This window comes from Streptomyces viridosporus, assembly GCF_002078235.1.
Classification (GTDB): Bacteria; Actinomycetota; Actinomycetes; order Streptomycetales; family Streptomycetaceae; genus Streptomyces; species Streptomyces viridosporus.
In genome coordinates, this window is record NZ_MSGP01000269.1 from 1 (window position 1) to 22,759 (window position 22,759).

The following is a 22,759-nucleotide window of genomic DNA, read 5'->3' on the forward strand; positions in this document are numbered from 1 at the left end:
CGACATGACTGTGGCCCGCCGGGAAACGGCGGGCCACAGTCATGTCGGGTGACGGGTGTCAGTCGGCTCAGGGCACCTTCGGGCCGGAGGAGCCCCCGACCTCGGCCGCGTTCAGCTCCTCGACGTCCTCGGCGCCGAGCACCGCGCCCGTGCTGCGCTTGCTGCGGCGCAGCCGTGCCTCGAGCCAGGAGGCGAAGGAGGTGAGGGCGAAGTTGAGCGCGATGAAGAGCACGGACACGACCGTGAGGCTGGCGATGACGTTGGCGCCGTAGTAGCCGCTCATCGTGTTGGCCGAGGCGAGCAGCTCGGGGAAGGTGAGGACGGCGCCGCCGAGGGCGGTGTCCTTCACGATGACGACGAGCTGGCTGACGATGGCCGGGAGCATCGCGGTGACCGCCTGCGGCAGCAGGATCAGCCGCATCAGCTGGTTCTTGCGCAGGCCGATCGCCATCGCTCCCTCGGCCTGGCCCTTGGGCAGGGACAGGATGCCGGCGCGCACGATCTCCGCGAGGACGGAGGCGTTGTACAGCACCAGACCCGTGACGACCGCGTACAGCGGACGGTCGTCGGAGCTGACGTTGGTGTACTCGGCGAACAGGGCGAGACCGAAGATCATCAGGACCAGGACGGGGATGGCCCGGAAGAACTCGACCACGATCCCGGCCGGAACGCGGATCCAGGCGTGGTCCGACAGCCGGGCGATGCCGAAGACGGCACCGAGCGGCAGCGCGATGACCACCGACAGCGCGGCGGCCTTCAGCGTGTTCTGCAGACCCGGCCAGATGTACGTGGACCACGGCTCACCGCTGGTGAAGAACGGCTTCCACAGGAACCACTCCAGCTGGCCCTTGTCGTTGAGGGTGCTGAACACCCACCACAGCAAGGCCGCGAGGGCGACCAGGAAGACCGCCGTGAAGACGACGTTGCGCCGCTTGGCGCGAGGGCCTTGAGCGTCGTAGAGAACGGAGCTCACCGCTTCACCGCCACCTTCTTGCCCACCCAGCCGAGGAACAGGCCGGTCGGCAGCGTCAGAACCACGAAACCGAACGCGATGACCGCGGAGATCAGCAGCAGCTGCGCCTCGTTCTCGATCATCTCCTTCATCAGCAGGGCCGCCTCGGCGACACCGATCGCGGCAGCCACTGTGGTGTTCTTGATGAGCGCGATCAGCACGTTCGCCAGCGGGCCGACGGACGAGCGGAACGCCTGGGGCAGCACCACGAGGCCCAGCACCTGGTTGAAGTTGAGGCCGATCGCGCGGGCCGCCTCGGCCTGGCCGACCGGCACCGTGTTGATGCCGGAGCGAATCGCCTCGCACACGAAGGCCGAGGTGTAGAGGATCAGGCCGAGGACGGCGAGCCGGAAGTTGATCGTCTCGAAGTCGTCCGCGCCGAGGCTGATGCCCAGGGTCTGGTTCAAGCCGAGTGACGTGAACAGGATGATGACGGTCAGCGGGATGTTCCGCACGATGTTCACGTACGCGGTCCCGAAACCGCGCATCAGCGGCACCGGACCGACGCGCATGGCGGCCAGTAGGGTGCCCCAGATCAGGGAGCCGACGGCGGAGAGCACAGCGAGCTGCACCGTCGTCCAGAAGGCCCCCAGCAGGTCGTAATCTTCAAGAAAGTCGAACACGATCTCCCGCGCTTCCGCGTGTAGGGATGCCCGCACCGGTGCGCCGCCCCGCATCCGGGACGGCGCACCCTGTCAGGCGAGGCCTCAGCTCTTGACGTCGCCGATCTTCGGCGCGTCCTCGTACTGGTAGTTGGCCGGACCGAAGTTGTCCTTCACGGCCTTCTCCCAGGAGCCGTCGGAGACCATGGCCTCCAGCGCGTCGTTGATCTTCGCCTTGAGGTCGCTGCCCTTCTTGACGCCGATGCCGTAGTTCTCGTTGGTCAGCTTGAAACCGGCGAGCTTGAACTTGCCCTTGAACTGCTCCTGGGCGGCGTAGCCGGCGAGGATGGAGTCGTCGGTGGTCAGCGCGTCGACGGCACCGTTCTGCAGACCGGGCAGGCAGGCCGAGTACGTCGGGTACGGCTGCAGCTGGGCCTTGGGCGCCAGCTTCTCCTTGACGTTCTGCGCCGAGGTGGAGCCGGTGACCGAGCACAGCTTCGCGCTGTTCAGGTCCTCCGGCGCCTTGATCTTGTCGTCGTCGGCGCGGATCAGCACGTCCTGGTGGGCGAGCAGGTACGGGCCGGCGAAGTCGACCTTCGCCTCGCGCTCCGGGGTGATCGAGTAGGTGGCGGCGATGAACTCGACGTCACCACGCTGCAGCATGGTCTCGCGGTCGGCGCTCTTCGACTCCTTCCACTCGATCTGGTTCTCGTCGTAGCCGAGCTTCTTGGCGACGTACGTGGCGACGTCCACGTCGAAGCCCGCGTAGCCCTGCGGGGTCTTCTGGCCCAGGCCCGGCTGGTCGAACTTGATGCCGATGGTGATCTTCTTCTTGTCGCCACCCGACGACCCCGAGCCGTTGGAGTCGCCGCCGTCGCCGCCGCCACAGGCGGTCGCGGTCAGGGCGAGGGCGAACACGGTGGCCGAGGCGGCGGTGACCTTGCGGAGGTTCATGGTGCACATCCTTATGACTGGTGAAGTGATGCGGCCCGGTCGAATGTCCGGTGACGCAAGTCGTCAGGGCGCGAGGTGCGCCGTCAGTGGTGAAGGATCTTCGACAGGAAGTCCTTGGCGCGGTCGCTGCGCGGATTGCTGAAGAACTGTTCCGGCGCGGCCTGTTCGACGATGCGGCCGTCGGCCATGAACACCACGCGGTTCGCCGCCGAACGGGCGAACCCCATCTCATGGGTGACGACGATCATGGTCATGCCGTCGCGGGCGAGCTGCTGCATGACCTCCAGAACCTCGTTGATCATCTCCGGGTCGAGAGCCGACGTCGGCTCGTCGAAGAGCATGACCTTGGGCTCCATCGCCAGGGCCCGCGCGATGGCGACACGCTGCTGCTGACCACCGGAGAGCTGTGCGGGGTACTTCTCGGCCTGCGCGCCCACGCCGACCCGGTCGAGCAGGGCGCGGGCCCGCTCCTCGGCGGCCTTCTTGTCCTTCTTGCGAACCTTGACCTGGCCCAGCGTCACGTTCTCGAGCACGGTCTTGTGCGCGAAGAGGTTGAAGGACTGGAAGACCATCCCCACGTCGGCCCGCAGCCGGGCGAGCTCCTTGCCCTCGTGGGGCAGGGGCTTGCCGTCGATCGTGATCGACCCGGAGTCGATCGTCTCCAGACGGTTGATGGTGCGGCACAGGGTGGACTTCCCGGACCCGGAAGGCCCGATGACCACGACGACTTCGCCACGGGTGATCGTCAGGTCGATGTCCTGGAGTACGTGCAACGCGCCGAAGTGCTTGTTGACGCTCTTCAGGACGACCAGATCGCCGGTCGCGGCCACATCTTCCTTGGCCACCGCTACTTCGGTCATCGCTCTCAGGCTCCGTCCTCCTCGGTTTCGGAGGACAGTAGTGACCCTTCAGACCTGCGTCATTACATCTGAGGGGAATCTGAGCATCACGATCCGATAGCAATCGGACACGTGTCGTAGCACTTGTGAGCAGGGCGCATTTCGGCCGGGTAACGGTACGAAAGCGCAACCGGAATCCTCTTGACGCCGTCGTCGTCCATCGGCGTCACTGCAAGGTGCATGCGCGCGTCCATGCGTTTTGTACCCGGGGAGACCGTACGGCCGATGAACGGAAAGGGGACCCGGTGAGACTGCTCCTGGTCGAGGACGACAACCACGTCGCCGCCGCCCTGTCGGCGGTGCTGGCCCGGCACGGGTTCGACGTCACCCACGCGCGCAGCGGCGAGGAGGCCCTCCAGGCGCTCGTCCCCGAGGGCAACGGCTTCGGCGTCGTCCTGCTCGACCTGGGCCTGCCCGACCAGGACGGCTACGAGGTCTGCGGCAGGATCCGCAAGCGCACCAGCACGCCGGTGATCATGGTCACCGCGCGCTCCGACGTGCGCTCCCGCATCCACGGCCTCAACCTCGGCGCCGACGACTACGTGGTCAAGCCCTACGACACGGGGGAGCTGCTGGCCCGGATCCACGCCGTCAGCCGGCGCACCGTCCACGAGGAGACCACCGGCGCCGCCGAGGCCGAGCTGCGCCTGGGCCCGGTGCGCATAGAGCTGCCGACCCGCCAGGTCAGCGTGAACGGTTCGGTCGTCCAGCTGACCCGCAAGGAGTTCGACCTGCTGGCCCTGCTCGCCCAGCGGCCGGGGGTCGTCTTCCGCCGGGAGCAGATCATCAGCGAGGTGTGGCGCACCAGCTGGGAGGGGACCGGCCGCACCCTGGAGGTGCACGTCGCCTCCCTGCGCGCCAAGCTGCGCATGCCGGCCCTCATCGAGACCGTACGCGGAGTCGGCTACCGGCTCGTCGCGCCCGCGGCCTAGCGGGGCCGGGTGCACACACGTCTGCTTCCGCTGCTCATCGTCCTGATGGCGGCCGTCCTCCTCGCGCTCGGCGTCCCGCTCGCCGTGAGCCTGGCCGGTGCGCAGCAGCAGAAGGTCGTCGTCGACCGGATCGACGACACGGCGCGCTTCGCGGCCCTCGCCCAGTTCGTCACCGAGCCGTCCGACCCGGCCACCGGGGACATCAACGAGCGCCAGGAGACGCTCCGCAACGAACTGCGCAGCTACTACGAGGTCTACGGCATCCGCGCCGGTGTGTTCTACCGCAACGACTCGTCCATGGCGCACGCCCCGGACGACTGGCTCCTCCCGCGGTCGGGCGAGGTGCGGGGCGCCTTCGAGGAGGCCCTGCTCAGCCGCCGCAGCCACGACCCCGAGCAGGTGTGGCCCTGGCAGCGGCACAGCCTCGTGGTGGCCTCACCGGTCATCCGGGACGGTGATGTCGTCGCGGTCGTCGTCACCGACTCGCCGACCGGACCCATGCGCTCCCGCATCCTGCAGGGATGGCTGGTCATCGGCGCGGGCGAGGCCGCGGCCATGCTGCTGGCCGTCGGCGCGGCCCTGCGCCTGACCGGCTGGGTGCTCAGACCGGTGCGGGTCCTGGACGCCACCACCCACGACATCGCCACCGGGCGGCTGAAGTCCCGGGTCGCCGTGGCGGGCGGTCCCCCGGAGCTCAGACGCCTCGCCCGGTCGTTCAACGAGATGGCGGACCATGTCGAAAGCGTGCTGGAACAGCAGCGCGCCTTCGTCGCCGACGCCTCCCACCAACTGCGCAACCCGCTCTCGGCGCTGCTGCTGCGCATCGAACTGCTGGCCCTCGAGCTGCCCGAGGGCAACGAGGAGATCGCCTCGGTCCAGGCCGAGGGCAAGCGCCTGGCACAGGTCCTGGACGACCTGCTCGACCTGGCGCTCGCCGAGCACAGCGAGGCCCAGCTCCAGGTCACCGACATCGGCGCGCTGACCGGCGAGCGCGTCGCGGCCTGGGCTCCCACCGCCGAGGCCAAGGGGGTCCGCCTGGTCGGGAACTGCCCGCCGACCACGGCATGGGCCGACCCGGTCGCGCTCTCCAGCGCGCTGGACGCGATCATCGACAACGCGGTGAAGTTCACGCCCGGGGGCGAGACCGTCGAGGTGGCCGTCACCTCCAACGGCGACACCTCCACCGTCGTCGTCACCGACAACGGCCCGGGCCTGACCGACGAGGAACTCACCCGCGTCGGCGACCGCTTCTGGCGCAGCGGCCGGCACCAGAACATCAAGGGCTCCGGTCTGGGCCTGTCCATCTCCCGGGCGCTGCTCGCGGCGGGCGGCGGCTCCCTCGCCTACGACCGCCACGAGCCGCACGGGCTGAGGGTGACGGTGACGGTACCGAGGAACGCCCCCACGAGGGAGACGGCGGCTCAGGGCTTGACGGACCGGTAGTAGCGGCGGGCGCCCTCGTGCAGCCGGAGCGGGTCCGTGTAGATGGCGGTGCGTACGTCGACCAGCTGCGCGGAGTGGACGTCCGCCCCGATGCGGTCCCGGCTCTTGAGCACGACGCGGGTCAGCCACTCGGTGAGCCGGGGATCCGCGTCCGCCCTGGTGATCAGGAGGTTGGACACCGCCATCGTCGGGACGGCCGAGCCGGACTGGCTGCTGGGATAGGCCGACTCCGGCATGTTGGTGGCCCGGTAGTAGCGCGCGGCACCGCCCTGCTTGTGCAGCTCGGCGACGAGGTCGGCGCCGATCGGGACGAACCGCAGAGTGGAATCCTCGGCGAGCGTCTTCAGGCCGTCCGTGGGCAGTCCACCGGACCAGAAGAACGCGTCCAGCCCCTGTCCCAGCCGCCCCGGTCCGGTGTCGATACCGTCCGAGGAGGGCCTGATGTCCGTCTCCGGGTCGATGCCGGCCGCCCTGAGCACCCGGTTGGCGATGAGCCGGACCCCCGACTTGGGCGACCCTATGGCGACCCGCTTGCCCCGCAGGTCCGCGACGGAGCGGATGCCGGAGTCGGGCGCGACCACGAGCTGCACGTAGTCGTCGTACAGGCGCGCCACCCCGCGCAGCCGGTCGGCGCCCGGCAGGTCGCTCAGCCGGTACGTCTCCACCGCGTCGGCCGCGGCGATCGCGAAGTCGGCCTGACCGGTCGCCACGCGCCGTACGTTCTCCTGCGAGCCGTCACTCGTCTCCAGCCGGACCTCGAGGTCGGGCATGTGCGTGCCGAGCGAGGTGCGCAGGAGCTCGCCGTACTTCTGGTAGACCCCCGGGCGCGTTCCCGTGCTCAGCGTGATCGTCCCGCCGGGCGGCTCCTCGCTCCAGGGCGCCAGCCACCACAGCAGCAGTCCGAGCGCCACGAAGCCGGCGACCGCGCCCCGCAGGGCCCGGCGCCCGCCGATCCGGGACAGCGCGTGGGACATGCGCGCGATCCTGCCAGCCCGGAGCCCCGCTGACCAGGGCGGAGCTCACAGCCCGGGCCCGTGCGCGGGCCCAGGGGCGTCCGCGGTGGCCGCTACAGTCGCCGCATGAGCCCTTCGCCCGCCGACCTGGTCCGTGAGTTCCACCGCGCCTTCGGGCTGGACGTCCGCGACACCCCGTCCGAGGTCTCGCCGGATCTGGCCGCCCACCGCGGCGAACTGCTGGCCGAGGAGGCCGCGGAGGTCGCCGAGGTGTCGGTGGGGGGCCCGCTCGACCGGCTCGCCCACGAACTGGCCGACGTCGTCTACGTCGCGTACGGCACGGCACTCGTCCACGGGATCGACCTCGACGCGGTCATCGCCGAGATCCACCGCTCCAACATGACCAAGCTGGGCCCGGACGGACAGGTCAGCCGCCGTGCCGACGGCAAGGTCCTCAAGGGCGGGCACTACGAGGCCCCGGACGTGTCGGCGGTACTGCGGCGACAGGGCTGGGCACCGCGCGGGGAGGACTGAGCGACTGAGCGGCACCGCCCGGTCGTACGGTCGATTCCGTCTCCGCCGGGAATTACCGGCGGAGACGGAGGAAACCCGGCGGCTCGCTCGCGTCCCCGTGTGCGTGACGCCCGTGGTCCGCTCCTTTCCCGTGGTATCTCGACTCGTTTCCCGCGGCGCTCGACCGGATCCGGCAACGTTTCTCCTTCGCCCGGTGGCGGATTTTCCCGGCCCGTTCCGGGCTGTCGAGGAAATGACCGAGGACTCCGGGCGACCCGGATCACCGTCGTACCCGTCCGCCGACGGCGCCCGTGCCCCGTCACGCCCCCGGCTCCGCCCACCGCGTACCGCCCGGCCGCGCGGGGCCGGCGCACGTCCCGGGAACGCCGGATCCGGGAGCACGGCCTCGGCGGCGGAGGCCGTCCGCGGCACCGCCTACCCTTAGGGCATGAGCAGCATCGACCGGAGCCAGTCAGTGGGCGGCACGCGCACCTATGAAGTACGCACCTACGGGTGTCAGATGAACGTCCACGACTCCGAGCGGTTGGCCGGGCTGCTGGAGGACGCGGGCTACGTCCGCGCCCCCGAGGGCTCCGACGGCGACGCGGACGTCGTCGTCTTCAACACCTGCGCCGTGCGCGAGAACGCCGACAACAAGCTGTACGGCAACCTGGGACACCTCGCCCCCAAGAAGGCGCGGCGCCCCGGCATGCAGATCGCGGTCGGCGGCTGCCTGGCCCAGAAGGACCGCGACACGATCGTGAAGCGCGCGCCCTGGGTCGACGTGGTCTTCGGTACGCACAACATCGGCAAGCTGCCCGTCCTCCTGGAGCGCGCCCGCGTCCAGGAGGAGGCACAGGTCGAGATCGCCGAGTCGCTGGAGGCCTTCCCCTCCACGCTGCCGACCCGCCGCGAGAGCGCGTACGCGGCCTGGGTGTCGATCTCCGTCGGCTGCAACAACACCTGCACCTTCTGCATCGTCCCCGCGCTCCGCGGCAAGGAGAAGGACCGGCGCCCCGGCGACATCCTCGCCGAGATCGAGGCCCTGGTCGCCGAGGGCGTCTCGGAGATCACCCTGCTCGGCCAGAACGTGAACGCCTACGGCTCCGACATCGGCGACCGCGAGGCGTTCAGCAAGCTGCTGCGGGCCTGCGGGAGGATCGACGGCCTGGAGCGCGTCCGCTTCACCTCGCCGCACCCGCGCGACTTCACCGACGACGTCATCGCCGCCATGGCCGAGACGCCGAACGTGATGCCGCAGCTGCACATGCCCCTCCAGTCCGGCTCGGACGCGGTCCTGAAGGCGATGCGCCGCTCCTACCGGCAGGAGCGCTACCTCGGCATCATCGAGAAGGTCCGCGCCGCCATCCCGCACGCGGCGATCAGCACCGACATCATCGTGGGCTTCCCCGGCGAGACCGAGGAGGACTTCGAGCAGACCCTGCACGTCGTCCGCGAGGCCCGCTTCGCGCAGGCGTTCACCTTCCAGTACTCCAAGCGCCCGGGCACCCCGGCCGCCGAGATGGACGGCCAGATCCCCAAGAAGGTCGTCCAGGAGCGGTACGAGCGGCTCGTCGCCCTCCAGGAGGAGATCTCCTGGGAGGAGAACAAGAAGCAGGTGGGGCGCACCCTGGAGCTGATGGTCGCCGAGGGCGAGGGCCGCAAGGACGACACCACCCACCGTCTCTCCGGGCGTGCCCCCGACAACCGTCTGGTGCACTTCACCAAGCCGGAGCAGGAGGTCCGCCCCGGCGACGTGGTCACCGTCGAGATCACCTATGCCGCCCCGCACCACCTGCTCGCCGAGGGACCCGTGCGGGACGTGCGCCGCACGCGCGCGGGCGACGCCTGGGAGAAGCGGAACGCCGCCGAGGCCGCCAAGCCGGCGGGCGTCATGCTCGGTCTGCCCAAGGTGGGCGTGCCCGAGCCGCTGCCGGCGGTCACCGGGGGCTGCGCCGTCGACTGACCGGACTGCGACGAGGGGGCGGACGCATGGCTCGGCGGGCCGTCGTGGCGGAGTCGGCCGCCGGGCTCCGGCCGGTCGCACGTGCCGAGGGCACGCGCGAGGAGGCGCGCCGCGGACGGTACGGGGCGGCGTGCACGCACAGGGCCGGCCAGGGCCTCGCCGAGCGCTTCCGGAACACGGGCGCCCCCTGAGGCGGGGGCACCGTTCCGGGCCGCCGCAGTAGGCTGCCGATCATGCTAGTCGCCGCCGCAGTCTGCCCCTGTCCGCCGCTGCTCGTTCCCGAGGTCGCCGCGGGTGCCGCCGCCGAGCTGGACGCCGCGCGCACCGCGTGCACGGACGCGCTGGGCGTGCTCGCCGCCGCCCGGCCCGACCGGCTCGTGGTGGTCGGGCCGGCGGCGGCCGCCGGCCCCGAGAGCTACCCGGAGGGCACCCCGGGGTCCTTTCGCGGCTTCGGCGTCGACCTGGACGTACGGCTGGGTCCGGACAGGGGCGGGCCGGCCGGGCCGGAACTCCCCTACGGGCTCGCCGTGGGCGCATGGCTGCTGGGCAGGGCCGGGTGGGCGGACGCCCCCGTCGAGGGGCTGGGAGTGGGGGAACCCCTCGCGGCCGAACGGTGCGTCGAAGAGGGAGGGGCGATCGCCACGCGAGCGGAGCGGGTGGCGATGCTGGTGCTGGGCGACGCCAGCGCCTGCCGCACACTCAAGGCCCCGGGCTACCTCGACGAGCGTGCGGCCCCCTTCGACGCGGAGATCGCGCGCGCGTTGGGCGCTGCCGACACCGCGGCCCTGCGCGCGCTGGACACCGGCCTGGCACGCGAGCTGAAGGCGTCCGGCCGTGCCCCCTGGCAGGTCCTCGCGGGCGCCGCGGCCGGAAACCCGGACCTGGAGGGGGCGCTGCTCTACGAGGACGCCCCGTACGGGGTGGGCTACATCGTGGCCACCTGGTCGTAGGAACCGGCCGGGCCGGATCCGGCCGGAGCGACGGCGGACGGCCGTGGAGTCCTCGAGGACTCCACGGCCGTCCGCCGTCGTACCGTTCAGGAGGCGGGCGGTGGTCCGGTCGGCGGCGTCGTGTCGCCCGTTCCCGGACCGGGTTCGTTCTTGTGCGCGAGTCGGTCCATGGCGCCCTTGGCCTTTCCCGTGCCCGCCTGGATCCTGTCGCGGTACTTGCCCTTGGTCCGCTCGTCGACGGCCCGCGCGGCCTTGTCCAGGCCGTGCTGGATCTTGCCCCCGTGCTGGTGCGCGAGGTCGGAGACCTTGCCCTTGGCCGGGTCGAGTTTGGTCTTCAGGTTGTTCAGGAGACCCATGATGCACCTTCCCTCGCGGGCGTCTACGTGCGGGCGCCCTTGTCGGCCTCGCTGCCGACGGCCTCGGAGGACTGCTGCTTCGGGATCTCGACGCCGTCGATGCCGGTGACCCCGTCGGCCTCCTGCACCGTCGGCCCGTCGGTCTCCGGCGTCTCGGCCGACGCCTTCGACTGCGCGGTCCCGGCCGCGTCCTCCGTCTGCGGCCCCGCTGCCGTCCGGCCGTCCCGGGCCTCGTCGGTCCGCGTCTCCTCCGTGGCCTTCGACCTCCGAAAAATCCGTGCAAAAACGCCCATATCCACTCCATACGTTACTCGTGCGAGCGACATTCCGCGTGACCCGGTGGGTCCGTCCGCGCGACCCGGGGTCGCCGCCGCCGTGCTCCGGCGGCAGGAGACTCGCAACGGGCAACGACCCCGCGACGGCCGCGTCACGTAACTCGTTCGAGAGCGGGCCGAGAGGTTTGGGAGACTGGATCGGTGAGCAGCGCACCCCTCGCCCCCCGCGTCATCGCCGTCGTCGGCCCCACTGCGGCCGGAAAGTCCGATCTGGGCGTTTTCCTGGCCCGGAAGCTGGGCGGTGAAGTCGTCAACGCGGACTCCATGCAGCTCTACCGGGGGATGGACATCGGCACCGCCAAACTGACGCCCGAGGAGCGGGGCGGCGTTCCGCACCATCTGCTGGACGTCTGGGACGTGACCGTCACCGCGTCCGTCGCCGAGTACCAGCGCCTGGCGCGGGCCCGGATCGACGCGCTGCTCGCCGAGGGGCGCTGGCCCGTCCTGGTCGGCGGTTCCGGCCTCTACGTCCGCGGAGCCATCGACAACCTGGAGTTCCCGGGCACCGACCCCGAGATCAGGGCCCGCCTGGAGGAGGAGCTCACCCTGCGCGGCCCGGGCGCGCTGCACGCGCGCCTCGCCGCCGCGGACCCCGAGGCCGCGCGGGCCATTCTGCCGAGCAACGGCCGCCGCATCGTCCGGGCACTCGAAGTGATCGAGATCACCGGCCGGCCCTTCACCGCCAACCTCCCCGGCCACGACTCGGTCTACGACACCCTCCAGATCGGCGTCGACGTGGCCCGGCCCGAGCTGGACGAGCGCATCGCCCGCCGGGTCGACCGGATGTGGGAGGCGGGTCTGGTGGAGGAGGTGCGCGCACTGGAGGCGCAGGGGTTGCGCGAAGGGCGTACGGCCTCGCGCGCGCTCGGCTACCAGCAGGTCCTCGCCGCGCTCGCCGGTGAGTGCACCCTGGAGGAGGCGCGGTCCGAGACCGTGCGTGCCACCAAGCGCTTCGCGCGCCGTCAGGATTCGTGGTTCAGGCGCGATCCCCGGGTGCACTGGTTGAGTGGGGCCGCGGCCGACCTCGGGGAACTTCCGCGGCTCGCGTTGTCGTTGGTCGAACGACCGGTTACAGCCTGATCACGTCATGGCATCGGGACGCCCAGGCCGTCATCGGGGCCTGTGACGCCGTGCCATCATCGAGCTTCGATCGACCAGTGGAGTCCAAGTTGGGAGGGCGCGTGGCGATGGAGGCCGGCCCTCGTGACACCGCACACGGCACCGAGCACCTCACTACCGAGCGGGGTGCGCCGGAGCAGGAGACCGACCGCCTCAGCCCCGACGGGCCCGAGGAGGTGCAGGGCGGTGTGACCGACGACGGCCCCGAGCCGGACCAGATGTTCACGGGCGGTGACGAGGTCGAGGTCGAGCTGCGCCCGCAGCGCCGACTGCGCATCTGGCAGCTCGCACCCATCGTCGGACTGGCCGGGGTCGGTTCCCTGATGTTCGCCTTCCCCCTCGCCTTCGACTTCGGCGACAGCGGGGCCGTGATCGCCATGCTGGGCCTGCTGATCTGCTCCTGCTCGGCCGGGTGGGGGATGATGGCCGCCCGCCGGGTGGGCTACACCTGGCCGGGCCTGCCGGCCAGGGGATCCGGACGCAGACCCGACTGGCGGGTCGTGGCCGGCTACGCGGTGATGGTCGCCGCGGTGGTGGCCCTGGCCGTCTGGCGGGTCGCCCGGCTCCGCTGACGCCCGTCCCGGTCACCGGCGGGGAGGGCGCTGCCGTGCCCACCCCGTACGATCGAGGGATGAGCACGCGGATCGCCTTCCTCAAGGGACACGGCACCGAGAACGACTTCGTGATCGTCCCGGACCCGGAGAACGCCCTCGACCTGCCCCCGGCCGCCGTCGCCGCCCTGTGCGACCGCCGTGCGGGCATCGGTGCCGACGGACTGCTGCACGTGGTGCGGTCCGAGGCGCACCCCGAGGGCCGGGCCATGGCGGACGAGGCCGAGTGGTTCATGGACTACCGCAACGGCGACGGCTCGATCGCCGAGATGTGCGGCAACGGGGTGCGTGTGTTCGCGCGCTATCTCCAGCGCGCCGGACATGTGGCCGAGGGGGATCTCGCGGTCGCCACACGCGGAGGCGTGAAGGCCGTGCACATCGCCAAGGACGGTGACGTCACCGTCGGCATGGGCAAGGCGCTGCTTCCCGAGGGCGACGTCACGGTGAGCGTCGGCGAGCGCAGCTGGCCCGCGCGGAACGTGAACATGGGCAACCCGCACGCGGTGGCCTTCGTGGACGACCTCGCCCACGTCGGCGACCTGCTCGCCCCGCCCCCCTTCAGCCCGGCCTCCGCCTACCCGGACGGCGTGAACGTCGAGTTCGTGGTCGACCGCGGCCCCCGGCACGTGGCGCTGCGGGTGCACGAGCGCGGTGCCGGCGAAACCCGTTCGTGCGGCACGGGCGCCTGCGCGGTCGCCGTGGCCACCGCCCGCCGGGACGGCGTCGATCCGAGCGTCACCGGCACCCCGGCCACGTACACCGTGGACGTGCCCGGCGGCACCCTGGTGATCACCGAACGGCCCGACGGCGGGATCGAGATGACCGGACCCGCGGTGATCGTCGCCGAGGGTGAGATCGAGGCGGAGTGGCTGGAAAACGCCCTCCGTTGAGCGGAGCGGTGGACCGGTGTCCCGGCCCCGGGCCGGTCGGACCCGGACATCCGTGGGTGCGGGACCGTGTTTCGCTTCGAGACCACGGTGGACCGTCGACCGAGTGGCGTGAAACCGCCCCGGGAAGGGCCTTCGCTCGAAGGAGTGATCCGTTTCACGCTCGGCGGGAGGCGGTCGGTCGCACCGGGTCGGGCTCGGTAGCATCAAGCACCGGCCCGGACGGGGGAGGCGCACGCCGCCTCCCGAGCCCGAGTCCGCCCTGGGGCGCGCCGTCCACCGGTCCACGCAGCCGGAGGTGCCCATGAACGCGGAGGCCGCCAACCCTGCGACCCCGGGCTCCGTGACGTCCGGTCACGCCGCACCCGCGGGGTCGCGCAGAAAGGCCCGCCCCCGGATCGACCTGCGCCGACTGGGACGCGCGGCGCTGCTCGGCCCCGCCACCCGCGACCGGCTCCCCGACGCCATCGGCCATGTGGTCGACGCCCACCGCGCGCACCACCCCGACGCCGACCTCGAGCCCCTGCGCCGTGCCTACCTCCTGGCCGAGTCCTCCCACCGCGGCCAGATGCGCAAGAGCGGCGAGCCCTACATCACCCACCCGCTCGCCGTGACCCTGATCCTCGCCGAACTCGGCGCGGAGACCACGACCCTGACGGCCTCCCTCCTCCACGACACCGTGGAGGACACGGACGTGACGCTCGATCAGGTGCGGGAGCAGTTCGGCGAGGAGGTCCGCTACCTCGTCGACGGCGTCACCAAGCTGGAGAAGGTCGACTACGGCGCCGCCGCCGAACCCGAGACCTTCCGCAAGATGCTCGTCGCCACCGGCAGCGACGTCCGCGTGATGTCGATCAAACTCGCGGACCGCCTGCACAACATGCGCACCCTCGGAGTGATGCGCCCCGAGAAGCAGGAGCGCATCGCCAAGGTGACCCGGGACGTCCTGATCCCCCTCGCCGAACGCCTCGGTGTCCAGGCGCTCAAGACGGAACTGGAGGACCTGGTCTTCGCGATCCTCCACCCCGGGGAGTACGAGCACACGCGGGAGCTGGTCGCCCGCAACGCCGCCCGTGCGGACGACCCGCTCGCCGAGGTCGCCGAGGACGTGCGCAAGGTGCTCCGCGAGGCCGACATCGCCGCCGAGGTCCTCATCCGCCCCCGCCACCTCGTCTCCGTCCACCGCGTGTCCCGCAAACGCGGGCGGCTGCGCGGCGCCGACTTCGGCCGCCTGCTGGTGCTGGTGAACGAGGACGCCGACTGCTACGGCGTCCTCGGCGAGCTGCACACCTGCATGACGCCCGTGGTGTCGGAGTTCAAGGACTTCATCGCCGTACCGAAGTTCAACCTGTACCAGTCGCTGCACACCGCCGTGGCACGCGAGGACCGCCAGGTCGTCGAAGTCCTCATCCGCACCCACCAGATGCACAAGGTCGCCGAGGCCGGAGTCGTCGCCCTCGGCAACCCCTATGCGGCCCCGTCGGAGGAACAGCCCGCGAGCGACGGCGAACGCGCCGACCCCACCCGGCCCGGCTGGCTCTCGCGGTTGCTGGACTGGCAGCGGGCCGCGCCCGACCCCGACACCTTCTGGTCCACCCTCCGCGAGGACCTCGCCCAGGACCGCGAGATCACCGTCTTCCGCCCCGACGGCGGCACGCTCGGCCTGCCCGAGGGGGCGACCTGCGTGGACGCCGCGTACGCGCAGTACGGCGAGGACGCCCACGCGTGCATCGGCGCCCGGGTCAACGGCCGTCTGGCGACGCTGAGCACCGTCCTGAAGGACGGCGACACCGTCCAGCTCCTCATGGGCCAGGACCCCGCCTCGGAGCCCTCCAGGGAGTGGCTGGAGCACGCCCACACCCCCGCGGCCCGCATCGCCATCCAGCGGTGGCTGGCCACCCACCCCGCGCAGGACGCCGCCCCCGCGACGGAACCCGCGGCGGGAGCGCGGCCGGCCGCCGACGACTCCGCCGCTCCGCAGGCCCCCCAGGCGCCGGACACGGTCCCCGCCCGTCCCGCCGCCGCCCAGGTCCTGGTCGACCGGCCCGGCGCGGCCGTGCGGCTCGCCCGCTGCTGCACGCCCGTGCCGCCCGACGAGGTGACCGGCTTCGCCGTGCGCGGGGGAGCCGTCACCGTGCACCGGGTCGAGTGCGCCGCGGTCGCGCGCATGACGGGATCCGGGCGTGCGGAGGTCGGCGTGCGCTGGGGGGAGGGTGCCGAGTGCCGGGTCACGCTGGTCGCGGAATCGTTCGTCCGTCCCCACCTGCTCGCGGACCTCACCGAGGCCATGGCCCTCGAAGGCGCCGAGATCGTCTCCGCCACCGTCGAACCGCCGACCCGGCAGCAGGTGCGGCACACGTACACCGTGCAGCTGCCGGACGCCGCGGGGCTGCCCGCCCTCATGCGCGCGATGCGCAACGTGGCCGGCGTGTACGACGTGAGCCGGGCGCAGCCGCGGACGCCGGGCGCCTGACGCCTCCCGTACGAGGGCAGGGCTCCCGCGCGTCCGGTGGTCGTCCCGGCCGCGGGCAGCCGGTGCGACACCTCGCCCGACCCGGTCGGGTGGGCCCGGGGCGCGCCGTCGCCGCAGCGTACGCGCGCTGATGGCCGTAGGGCCGTGCGGCTCACTCCACGCGGCTGCCCCCGTGGTCAGGCACCCCGCGGTCGGGCACCCACGTCCGCCGTCGGCGGGCGGCCACCGCGCTGCTCGCCTCCGCCCAGGCCGACGCCGCCCACCTGGTGTTCCCGTGCGACGTCCCCTCCGACGAGGCGGTGTTCCCCACCGGGACGGCACGGCCACGACCGCCGACTCCGTCCGGCTCGCCTCCGCCGTCGCCGGACGCGACCCGGCCGGCCTGGGCCCCCGGCTCCACGGAACCACGATCCCGCCGATGCCCGGACACCCGCAGGGGGAGCCCACGCCGCGGGCCGCGACACCCGCCCACGGTCCGGGCGCGCCCGTGCATCGACCGGGCGAGGGCCGGGAATAACACGATGACGAGACGGGCCGTTCCGTGCGACCATTGTCAGGTCCGCACGGCGCGGGACGCGGGAATCTCCCGGGGTACCCGTACGTTGAGGACAGTGACGGAAGGTTCCGGGGACAGGTCCCACCGACCGGACCCGGAGCCCGACGGGCAGCCGAAGCCCGCTCCGTCGCCGCAGACGGTTTCCCATCGACGTAAGGACCCAATGACCTCCTCTTCTTCCCCTTCCCAGGACACCAAGCGCTTCGCGCACACCCACCCCGAGGGTCTTCGGGCCGATGCCCTGATGGAAGAGGACGTCGCCTGGAGCCTCGAGATCGACGGAGAGCGGGACGGCGACCAGTTCGACCGCTCCGAGCGCGCGGCCCTGCGCCGTGTCGCGGGACTCTCCACCGAGCTCGAGGACGTCACCGAGGTCGAGTACCGGCAGCTCCGCCTGGAGCGGGTCGTACTCGTCGGCGTGTGGACCTCGGGAACCGTGCAGGACGCGGAGAACTCCCTCGCGGAACTCGCCGCCCTCGCGGAGACGGCCGGCGCCCTCGTGCTCGACGGCGTGATCCAGCGCCGCGACAAGCCCGACGCGGCGACCTACATCGGCTCCGGCAAGGCCGAGGAGCTGCGCGACATCGTGCTCGAGACGGGCGCGGACACCGTCATCTGCGACGGTGAGCTCAGCCCGGGCCAGCTGATCCATCTCGAGGACGTCGTCAAGGTCAAGGTCATCGACCGTACAGCCTTGATCCTGGACATCTTCGCCCAGCACGCCAAGTCCCGAGAGGGCAAGGCGCAGGTCTCGCTCGCGCAGATGCAGTACATGCTGCCGCGGCTGCGCGGCTGGGGTCAGTCGCTGTCCCGGCAGATGGGCGGCGGCAAGGGCGGCGGCCTCGCCACCCGCGGTCCCGGTGAGACCAAGATCGAGACCGACCGGCGCCGGATCCGCGAGAAGATGGCGAAGATGCGCCGCGAGATCGCGGAGATGAAGACCGGCCGCGAGATCAAGCGCCAGGAGCGCAAGCGCAACAAGGTGCCGTCCGTGGCCATCGCGGGCTACACCAACGCGGGCAAGTCCTCGCTGCTCAACCGCCTCACCGGCGCGGGCGTACTGGTCGAGAACGCCCTGTTCGCGACCCTCGACCCGACCGTGCGCCGGGCCGAGACCCCGAGCGGACGGCTGTACACGCTGGCCGACACGGTCGGATTCGTCCGGCACCTGCCGCACCACCTGGTCGAGGCCTTCCGCTCCACGATGGAGGAGGTCGGCGACTCCGACCTGATCCTGCACGTGGTGGACGGTTCGCACCCGAACCCGGAGGAGCAGCTGGCCGCCGTGCGCGAGGTGATCCGGGACGTCGGCGCCACCGACGTGCCCGAGATCGTCGTGATCAACAAGGCCGACGCGGCCGACCCGCTCACCCTCCAGCGGCTGCTGCGGGTGGAGAAGCGGTCCCTCGCCGTCTCGGCCCGCACCGGCCAGAACATCGAGCAGCTGCTCGCGTTCATCGACGCCGAGCTGCCCCGCCCTTCGGTGGAGATCGAGGCGCTGGTGCCGTACACCCACGGCAAGCTGGTCGCCCGTGCCCACGACGAGGGCGAGGTGATCTCCGAGGAGCACACCCCGGAGGGCACCCTGCTCAAGGCGCGGGTGCACGAGGAACTGGCGGCGGAACTCGCGCCGTACGTTCCGGCGGCGGCCGGCTGACCCTTCACCCGGTGAGAAGGCCCGCCCCCCGCTCACGGCGGGGGGCGGGCCTTCGGCGCGTCCGGATCACCGGCCGCCGTAGGTCTCGCTCATGTTCCGGCAGAGCGCCTGCGCGTCCTTGCCCGGCTGCGGGCCCGCCGGCCAGGTGTTGTCGAACGGGCCGATCGAGGTGTTGGAGACCAGTACGGTCTCGCCGTCCACCCCGCGGAACCAGCCATCGCCGGACGAACCGCCGGTCTCGGCATGCTCACACCCATCGAGTTCGAGCCGAGGACAACCCCCTCGATCGCCCAGGGTCCAGCAACTCGACTCCACGTAAGCCGGGGCACATCACTCGATCACCGGGTTGACGAAGTCCCCGGCCTCACCGAGCCACTTGTCCTTGTCCCCGTCCTTCCACGCGCCGTCCTCCCACCGGTCGACGTCGATCCCGTGCTCCTCGAGCCGGTCCCCGACGTCGGACGGGACGCCGATCCCGCCGTCGCCGCTGCCGTCGGCGGCCTGCGAGGCGGTGGCGTCGGGCTTGCCGCTCGCGGTGCCCTCCCCGGAACCGCCGCACGCGGTCACGGTGAGCGCCAGGACGGTGAGGAGCCCGGTGGCGACGAGGACGGTGCGCAGCCCTCGCCCGGGCGGTGCGGACGGGCGCGTGGAACGCATGGTGCGACGGCCCCAGTTGAAGCGGACGAACGTGGTGCCGCACGTGAGCGCGTGCGGCGGCACCGGCGGTCCGGTGCCGCCGCGGCGTCCCTTCCCGTGTGCTCGGCGGCCCACGGGAAGGGACGGGCCGGTCACTGCCCGGCGAACTTCTCGCTGACCGCGTCGTACACGCCCTTGGCCTCCTCACCCAGCCGCGGACCGGCCAGCCAGCCCGATGTCACCGGGCCGATCGAGGTGTTGGACACCAGAGCCGGCTTGCCGTCCGAACCCGTCGCGACCCAGCCACCGCCGGACGAGCCGGCGGTCATGCTGCACCCGATGCGGTACATCGTCGGGTCGGACGCGTCGAGGGACAGCCGCCCCGGGCGGTCCTGGCAGCGGTACAGCGTCTGGCCGTCGTACGGCGGAGCGGCCGGGTAGCCGATCGCCGTCATCTCCTTCATCTGCGGCACGGCCGGGGCCTTGAAGTCCACCGGCAGTGCCGAACCGACCGTCTCCTCCAGCGACTTGCCGCCGCTGCCCTTCTCCGGCGTCACATGGATGACGGCGAAGTCGTACGCGGCGCCGTCACCGCCCGTCGAGCCGCCCTGCTCGATCCACTGGTCCGAGGTCTGTGCCCAGTCACCCCACCAGATGCCGTACGGAGCGACCTCCTCCTGGGTGGCGCTCTCGAGTTCCTTGGCCGACTTGCCCCCGTCGTTGTACGACGGCACGAAGGCGATGTTGCGGTACCAGCCGCCCTTCTTGCCGGCGTGCACGCAGTGGCCGGCCGTCCAGACCATGTTGGACTTGCCGGGGTTGGCCGGGTCCTGCACCACCGTCGCGGAGCAGACCATCGTGCCCTCGGGGGAGTCGAAGAAGACCTTTCCGGCCGTGGGGGCGTTGGCGTGGTACGACGGCGGAACGGCCTGCGCCTGCACCGGCTCCGGGGTCGGGTCCGTCACACCCTGGTCACCGGAGATGTCGCTCTCGTCGACTTCCTGTTCCGGCTCCTCGGCGTCCCGCATGCGGTCCGGATCCCACAGGTCCTCGATGATCGGGTTGATGAACTCGTTGGCCTCGCGCAGCCAGTCGTCCTTGCTCCAGTCCTTCCACGCGCCGTCCCGCCACTTGTCGAGGTCGATCCCGTGCTCCTTGAGCCGGTCCTTGATGTCGTCCGGGATCTTGAGTTTGCCGTCGTCGTCGGCGGCGGCGGTCGCGGAGGTGTCGGAGCCCGCGTCGGCGTCCCCCGAACCACAGGCGGTGGCGGTGAGCGCGAGCGCCGAGGCGAGCGCCACGGCGGCCAGGACGGGGGAGGTTCCGCGCCGCGCCCTCCCCTCTCGTCGAGCGGTGGACGACGGCCGTATGGATCGCATGATCTGACTCCCCCTGAGGTGGACGAACTTGGTGCTTCGACCGTGTTCGCACCTGAACTTACGCGCAGTTCACAGGCGCTCTCACGGCCTCCGGGAACGGCACCACACACTATGCGCTCGCCGTGGGGGACACCCGACGGAACGGCAACGGTTCCGTCACGGCAGGGATCTTGAGACAACCCGTAACCCGGTGAGCGGTCCGGGGTTGGTAGCGGTGGGACGCGCCGTCCGCGCGGCGTGCCCGTGGTCGGCGGGAGCGCCGTGGAGGACGGAGGACGGTGGTGGAATTCACCTACGAGGGGCGGAAAGCGACCAGCCCGGCCGTCCGGGCCGCAGCGGCGGACACCACCGCGTGCGAGGGCGTCCTGCGCCGACAGCCCGCGCGGGAGTCCACGGCCCACACCTACGCCCGTGCCCTGCCGATCGTCCCGGTGAGAGCGCGCGGAATGACCATCGAGGGGGCGGACGGACGGCGCTATCTCGACTGCCTCTCCGGCGCCGGAACGCTCGCGCTCGGGCACAACCACCCCGTGGTGCTCGAGGCGATCCGCAGGGTCATCGACTCGGGCGCACCGCTTCACGTCCCCGATCTGGCGACCCCGGTGAAGGACGCCTTCGTCACCGAGTTGTTCCGCACGCTGCCCCCGGGACTCGCCGACCGCGCACACGTGCGTTTCTGCGGACCGGCCGGCACCGACGCCGTGGCGACCGCCCTCCGGCTCGTACGCGCGGCGACCGGTCGCGCCGGCGTCCTCGCGTTCACCGGTGCCCACCCCGCGTCGGCCGACGGGTCTCCGGACGCGACCCGCGCCGCACCCTCCGATGCGCAGACCACCCTGCTGCCCTATCCGCAGGACTACCGCTGCCCCTTCGGCATCGGAGGCGAGCGCGGAGCCGAACTGGCCGCCCGTTGGACCGAGACCGTCCTCGGCGGTCCCGCCACGGGCGTACCGCTTCCCGCCGGGATGATCCTCGAGCCCGTACAGGGCGACGGTGGGGTGCTTCCGGCACCGGATGCCTGGCTGCGGCGCATACGGCGCCTGACGGCCGACCGGTCCGTCCCCCTGATCGTCGACGAGACCCTGACGGCGGTCGGACGGACCGGCGCCTTCTGGGCAGTGGAGCACAGCGGAGTCACGCCCGACGCGATGGTGCTGTCCGCGGCCATCGGGGGAAGCCTGCCGCTGACCGTCGTGGTCCACCGGGACGACCTCGACGACCGCGCCCCCGGCGCCGGAACCTTCCCCGGCAACCAGCTCGCCCTGGCCGCGGGCACGGCGGTCCTCGGCCACGTCCGCGAGAACGACCTCGCCGCACACGCGGCCGGGCTGGGCGTCCGCATGCTGGACCGGCTGCGGACACTCGCGGGTGAGCTCGCCTGTGTGGGGGAGGTACGCGGGCGGGGGCTGATGATCGGGATCGAACTGGTGGATCCGGAGGGCGGGGACGACGGCAGCGACCGCGACACCACCGGTCCGGGGCCGGCCGCGACACCGGACGGGACGGCGGGGGACCGGCCCCGTCCCGCCGCGCCCGAACTCGCGGCCGCCGTACGGCGGGAGTGCCTGCGGCGTGGCCTGATCATCGACCTGAGCGGCCCCTGCGCGAGCGTCGTACGGCTGCTCCCGCCTCTGACGACCACCGATGAGCAGGCGGGCGTGGTGCTCGACCGACTTGCCGATGCGCTCCACACGGCGGCGCGCGACCACTTCGCCCACCGCCGGACGGAACAGCCCCGCCACCCGTACCACGCGCCCTCTCACCCCGCAGGCCGCACCGAGCCGCCGGGGTGACGTGACCGCGGCGCACGAGCGCCCCGGTACCCCTTCCCGGCGGACGTCCGGGCGACGGACCCTCACGCGCAGGGTGAGCACGACCGCCACCGTCCCCGGACCGACACCGCACGACCACGAGCCATTCCCCGAGGATCCGCCGTGCACTCGACCCCCACTCCCGACGACCGCACCCCGGAACAGCCGTGCGGCCCGAGCACCGACGACACCCGGTCCGCTGCCGGGAGGACGAGTACCGCGGTACCGCGCCAGTGGAGGGAGTCGCCGCACGACGGGCGGCTCCTCCTGGACCCCGGCACGGATCCCCTGGAGCATCCCGACCCGCACAGGGCGGCCCGGGCCGCAGCGGTGGAGAACCTGCTGCGCTGCTGGGTCCGTGAGACCGGCCTGACCGCTCCGGACGGCGGGGTGCTGCGCATCCCCCTGCCGGCCAGCGGCACCGCCCTGCTCGTCCCCGTCCTGTACTGGTCGCCGACGGGCTGGCACCGCTTCGGTCCGCCTCACCTGGACCACGTCCCGGAACCGGTCCCACCGGTCGACGCCGTCCTCCTCGCCGCCCTCCTGGGCAGGGAAAGCACCGGTATCCCGAAACCGGCTCCGGCCGGCCCGACCGCCCTCGGCCCGACGGCCCATGACCCGGCTGCCGCTCCCGGGTCCCTCCTTCCCGCCCCCGTCACCGGTCCCGAGGCCGGGGAGCTCCCCCCGGCCTCGGGACCGGTGACGGGGGCGGGAAGGA

Annotated in this window: 21 protein-coding genes and 1 pseudogene; 12 read left to right on the forward strand and 10 right to left on the reverse strand. The window is 71.9% G+C overall.

From position 1 onward, the window contains the following. Positions 1 to 67 precede the first annotated feature (67 nt). The 4 genes from B7L92_RS19730 to B7L92_RS19745 form a co-directional block, all read right to left on the reverse strand. Positions 68 to 973: an amino acid ABC transporter permease gene (locus tag B7L92_RS19730; RefSeq protein WP_081238845.1), complete on the reverse strand. Its 906-nt coding sequence runs from the start codon at positions 971 to 973 to the stop codon at positions 68 to 70. Continuing rightward, positions 970 to 1,635 (reverse strand): amino acid ABC transporter permease, encoded by a 666-nt coding sequence (locus tag B7L92_RS19735; RefSeq protein ID WP_081238846.1) that lies wholly within the window; start codon positions 1,633 to 1,635, stop codon positions 970 to 972. The genes B7L92_RS19730 and B7L92_RS19735 overlap by 4 nt, the downstream gene beginning before the upstream one ends. Before the next feature lie 84 nt (positions 1,636 to 1,719). Continuing rightward, positions 1,720 to 2,568: a glutamate ABC transporter substrate-binding protein gene (locus B7L92_RS19740; protein WP_081238847.1), complete on the reverse strand. Its 849-nt coding sequence runs from the start codon at positions 2,566 to 2,568 to the stop codon at positions 1,720 to 1,722. Positions 2,569 to 2,651: 83 nt separating this feature from the next. Continuing rightward, complete coding sequence (locus B7L92_RS19745) at positions 2,652 to 3,428, reverse strand: amino acid ABC transporter ATP-binding protein (protein ID WP_081238848.1); 777 nt, start codon at positions 3,426 to 3,428, stop codon at positions 2,652 to 2,654. A gap of 284 nt (positions 3,429 to 3,712) precedes the next feature. Between B7L92_RS19745 and B7L92_RS19750 the strand changes: the two genes are divergently transcribed. Together B7L92_RS19750 and B7L92_RS19755 are read left to right on the forward strand one after the other, a co-directional pair. After that, positions 3,713 to 4,399: a response regulator transcription factor gene (locus B7L92_RS19750; RefSeq protein ID WP_016824401.1), complete on the forward strand. Its 687-nt coding sequence runs from the start codon at positions 3,713 to 3,715 to the stop codon at positions 4,397 to 4,399. Positions 4,400 to 4,408: 9 nt separating this feature from the next. Further along, entirely contained in the window at positions 4,409 to 5,842 is a 1,434-nt protein-coding gene (locus B7L92_RS19755; RefSeq protein WP_081238849.1) for a sensor histidine kinase, read from the forward strand. Here B7L92_RS19755 and B7L92_RS19760 read toward each other — a convergent pair. Then, positions 5,821 to 6,816 (reverse strand): TAXI family TRAP transporter solute-binding subunit, encoded by a 996-nt coding sequence (locus tag B7L92_RS19760; protein WP_081238850.1) that lies wholly within the window; start codon positions 6,814 to 6,816, stop codon positions 5,821 to 5,823. The genes B7L92_RS19755 and B7L92_RS19760 overlap by 22 nt on opposite strands. A 105-nt stretch (positions 6,817 to 6,921) precedes the next feature. On the opposite strand from B7L92_RS19760, the gene B7L92_RS19765 reads away from it, so the two are divergent. From B7L92_RS19765 to B7L92_RS19775, 3 genes are all read left to right on the forward strand, one after another. After that, on the forward strand, positions 6,922 to 7,329 hold the full coding sequence (locus B7L92_RS19765) for a pyrophosphohydrolase domain-containing protein (protein ID WP_081238851.1): 408 nt from the start codon (positions 6,922 to 6,924) through the stop codon (positions 7,327 to 7,329). A gap of 427 nt (positions 7,330 to 7,756) precedes the next feature. Continuing rightward, positions 7,757 to 9,274, forward strand: a complete 1,518-nt coding sequence (gene miaB, locus B7L92_RS19770; RefSeq protein ID WP_004982616.1) for a tRNA (N6-isopentenyl adenosine(37)-C2)-methylthiotransferase MiaB — start codon at positions 7,757 to 7,759, stop codon at positions 9,272 to 9,274. Between the two features lie 233 nt (positions 9,275 to 9,507). Further along, positions 9,508 to 10,224 carry a class III extradiol dioxygenase subunit B-like domain-containing protein gene (locus tag B7L92_RS19775; protein ID WP_081238852.1) on the forward strand — a complete coding sequence of 239 codons (717 nt, stop codon included), beginning with the start codon at positions 9,508 to 9,510 and terminating at the stop codon, positions 10,222 to 10,224. A gap of 86 nt (positions 10,225 to 10,310) precedes the next feature. Here B7L92_RS19775 and B7L92_RS19780 read toward each other — a convergent pair whose 3' ends face one another. Further along, positions 10,311 to 10,580, reverse strand: a complete 270-nt coding sequence (locus B7L92_RS19780; RefSeq protein ID WP_081238853.1) for an antitoxin — start codon at positions 10,578 to 10,580, stop codon at positions 10,311 to 10,313. A gap of 23 nt (positions 10,581 to 10,603) precedes the next feature. After that, positions 10,604 to 10,873: a hypothetical protein gene (locus B7L92_RS19785; protein ID WP_081238854.1), complete on the reverse strand. Its 270-nt coding sequence runs from the start codon at positions 10,871 to 10,873 to the stop codon at positions 10,604 to 10,606. Between the two features lie 183 nt (positions 10,874 to 11,056). Between B7L92_RS19785 and miaA the strand changes: the two genes are divergently transcribed. The 5 genes from miaA (at position 11,057) to hflX (ending at position 18,218) form a co-directional block, all read left to right on the forward strand. Then, positions 11,057 to 11,995 carry a tRNA (adenosine(37)-N6)-dimethylallyltransferase MiaA gene (gene miaA, locus B7L92_RS19790; protein WP_004982610.1) on the forward strand — a complete coding sequence of 313 codons (939 nt, stop codon included), beginning with the start codon at positions 11,057 to 11,059 and terminating at the stop codon, positions 11,993 to 11,995. 107 nt (positions 11,996 to 12,102) lie between these two features. After that, a complete protein-coding gene (locus tag B7L92_RS19795; RefSeq protein WP_081238855.1) occupies positions 12,103 to 12,606 on the forward strand; it encodes a hypothetical protein in 504 nt (167 codons plus the stop codon). A 59-nt stretch (positions 12,607 to 12,665) separates the two neighbouring features. Continuing rightward, positions 12,666 to 13,535 carry a diaminopimelate epimerase gene (gene dapF, locus B7L92_RS19800; protein ID WP_081238856.1) on the forward strand — a complete coding sequence of 290 codons (870 nt, stop codon included), beginning with the start codon at positions 12,666 to 12,668 and terminating at the stop codon, positions 13,533 to 13,535. 301 nt (positions 13,536 to 13,836) lie between these two features. After that, entirely contained in the window at positions 13,837 to 16,005 is a 2,169-nt protein-coding gene (locus B7L92_RS19805) for a RelA/SpoT family protein (RefSeq protein WP_081238857.1), read from the forward strand. A 719-nt stretch (positions 16,006 to 16,724) separates the two neighbouring features. Next, complete coding sequence (hflX, locus tag B7L92_RS19815) at positions 16,725 to 18,218, forward strand: GTPase HflX (protein WP_081238859.1); 1,494 nt, start codon at positions 16,725 to 16,727, stop codon at positions 18,216 to 18,218. A 66-nt stretch (positions 18,219 to 18,284) separates the two neighbouring features. Here the strand turns inward: hflX and B7L92_RS43915 are convergent, their stop codons facing one another. The 3 genes from B7L92_RS43915 to B7L92_RS19825 all read right to left on the reverse strand — a co-directional run bounded on the left by B7L92_RS43915 (position 18,285) and on the right by B7L92_RS19825 (position 20,230). Beyond that, entirely contained in the window at positions 18,285 to 18,419 is a 135-nt protein-coding gene (locus tag B7L92_RS43915) for a hypothetical protein (protein ID WP_438364005.1), read from the reverse strand. A 129-nt stretch (positions 18,420 to 18,548) separates the two neighbouring features. Beyond that, positions 18,549 to 18,875: a hypothetical protein gene (locus B7L92_RS43920; RefSeq protein ID WP_438364006.1), complete on the reverse strand. Its 327-nt coding sequence runs from the start codon at positions 18,873 to 18,875 to the stop codon at positions 18,549 to 18,551. 131 nt (positions 18,876 to 19,006) lie between these two features. Continuing rightward, positions 19,007 to 20,230 (reverse strand): trypsin-like serine peptidase, encoded by a 1,224-nt coding sequence (locus B7L92_RS19825; RefSeq protein WP_081238860.1) that lies wholly within the window; start codon positions 20,228 to 20,230, stop codon positions 19,007 to 19,009. Between the two features lie 278 nt (positions 20,231 to 20,508). On the opposite strand from B7L92_RS19825, the gene B7L92_RS19830 reads away from it, so the two are divergent. Beyond that, positions 20,509 to 22,023, forward strand: a complete 1,515-nt coding sequence (locus B7L92_RS19830) for an aminotransferase class III-fold pyridoxal phosphate-dependent enzyme (protein ID WP_081238861.1) — start codon at positions 20,509 to 20,511, stop codon at positions 22,021 to 22,023. Positions 22,024 to 22,164: 141 nt separating this feature from the next. Continuing rightward, positions 22,165 to 22,759, forward strand: a pseudogene (locus tag B7L92_RS19835) (iron transporter); the annotation flags it as partial.

What these genes read in the sequence shown, in the direction of transcription:
- B7L92_RS19740 (WP_081238847.1), bottom strand. Translation starts at nt 2,568, where the DNA reads ATGAACCTCCGCAAGGTCACCGCCGCCTCGGCCACCGTGTTCGCCCTC.
- B7L92_RS19745 (WP_081238848.1), bottom strand. Translation starts at nt 3,428, where the DNA reads ATGACCGAAGTAGCGGTGGCCAAGGAAGATGTGGCCGCGACCGGCGAT.
- B7L92_RS19760 (WP_081238850.1), bottom strand. Translation starts at nt 6,816, where the DNA reads ATGTCCCACGCGCTGTCCCGGATCGGCGGGCGCCGGGCCCTGCGGGGC.
- B7L92_RS19765 (WP_081238851.1), top strand. Translation starts at nt 6,922, where the DNA reads ATGAGCCCTTCGCCCGCCGACCTGGTCCGTGAGTTCCACCGCGCCTTC.
- miaB (WP_004982616.1), top strand. Translation starts at nt 7,757, where the DNA reads ATGAGCAGCATCGACCGGAGCCAGTCAGTGGGCGGCACGCGCACCTAT.
- B7L92_RS19775 (WP_081238852.1), top strand. Translation starts at nt 9,508, where the DNA reads ATGCTAGTCGCCGCCGCAGTCTGCCCCTGTCCGCCGCTGCTCGTTCCC.
- B7L92_RS19780 (WP_081238853.1), bottom strand. Translation starts at nt 10,580, where the DNA reads ATGGGTCTCCTGAACAACCTGAAGACCAAACTCGACCCGGCCAAGGGC.
- B7L92_RS19785 (WP_081238854.1), bottom strand. Translation starts at nt 10,873, where the DNA reads ATGGGCGTTTTTGCACGGATTTTTCGGAGGTCGAAGGCCACGGAGGAG.
- B7L92_RS19795 (WP_081238855.1), top strand. Translation starts at nt 12,103, where the DNA reads ATGGAGGCCGGCCCTCGTGACACCGCACACGGCACCGAGCACCTCACT.
- dapF (WP_081238856.1), top strand. Translation starts at nt 12,666, where the DNA reads ATGAGCACGCGGATCGCCTTCCTCAAGGGACACGGCACCGAGAACGAC.
- B7L92_RS19805 (WP_081238857.1), top strand. Translation starts at nt 13,837, where the DNA reads ATGAACGCGGAGGCCGCCAACCCTGCGACCCCGGGCTCCGTGACGTCC.
- hflX (WP_081238859.1), top strand. Translation starts at nt 16,725, where the DNA reads ATGACCTCCTCTTCTTCCCCTTCCCAGGACACCAAGCGCTTCGCGCAC.
- B7L92_RS43920 (WP_438364006.1), bottom strand. Translation starts at nt 18,875, where the DNA reads ATGCGTTCCACGCGCCCGTCCGCACCGCCCGGGCGAGGGCTGCGCACC.
- B7L92_RS19825 (WP_081238860.1), bottom strand. Translation starts at nt 20,230, where the DNA reads ATGCGATCCATACGGCCGTCGTCCACCGCTCGACGAGAGGGGAGGGCG.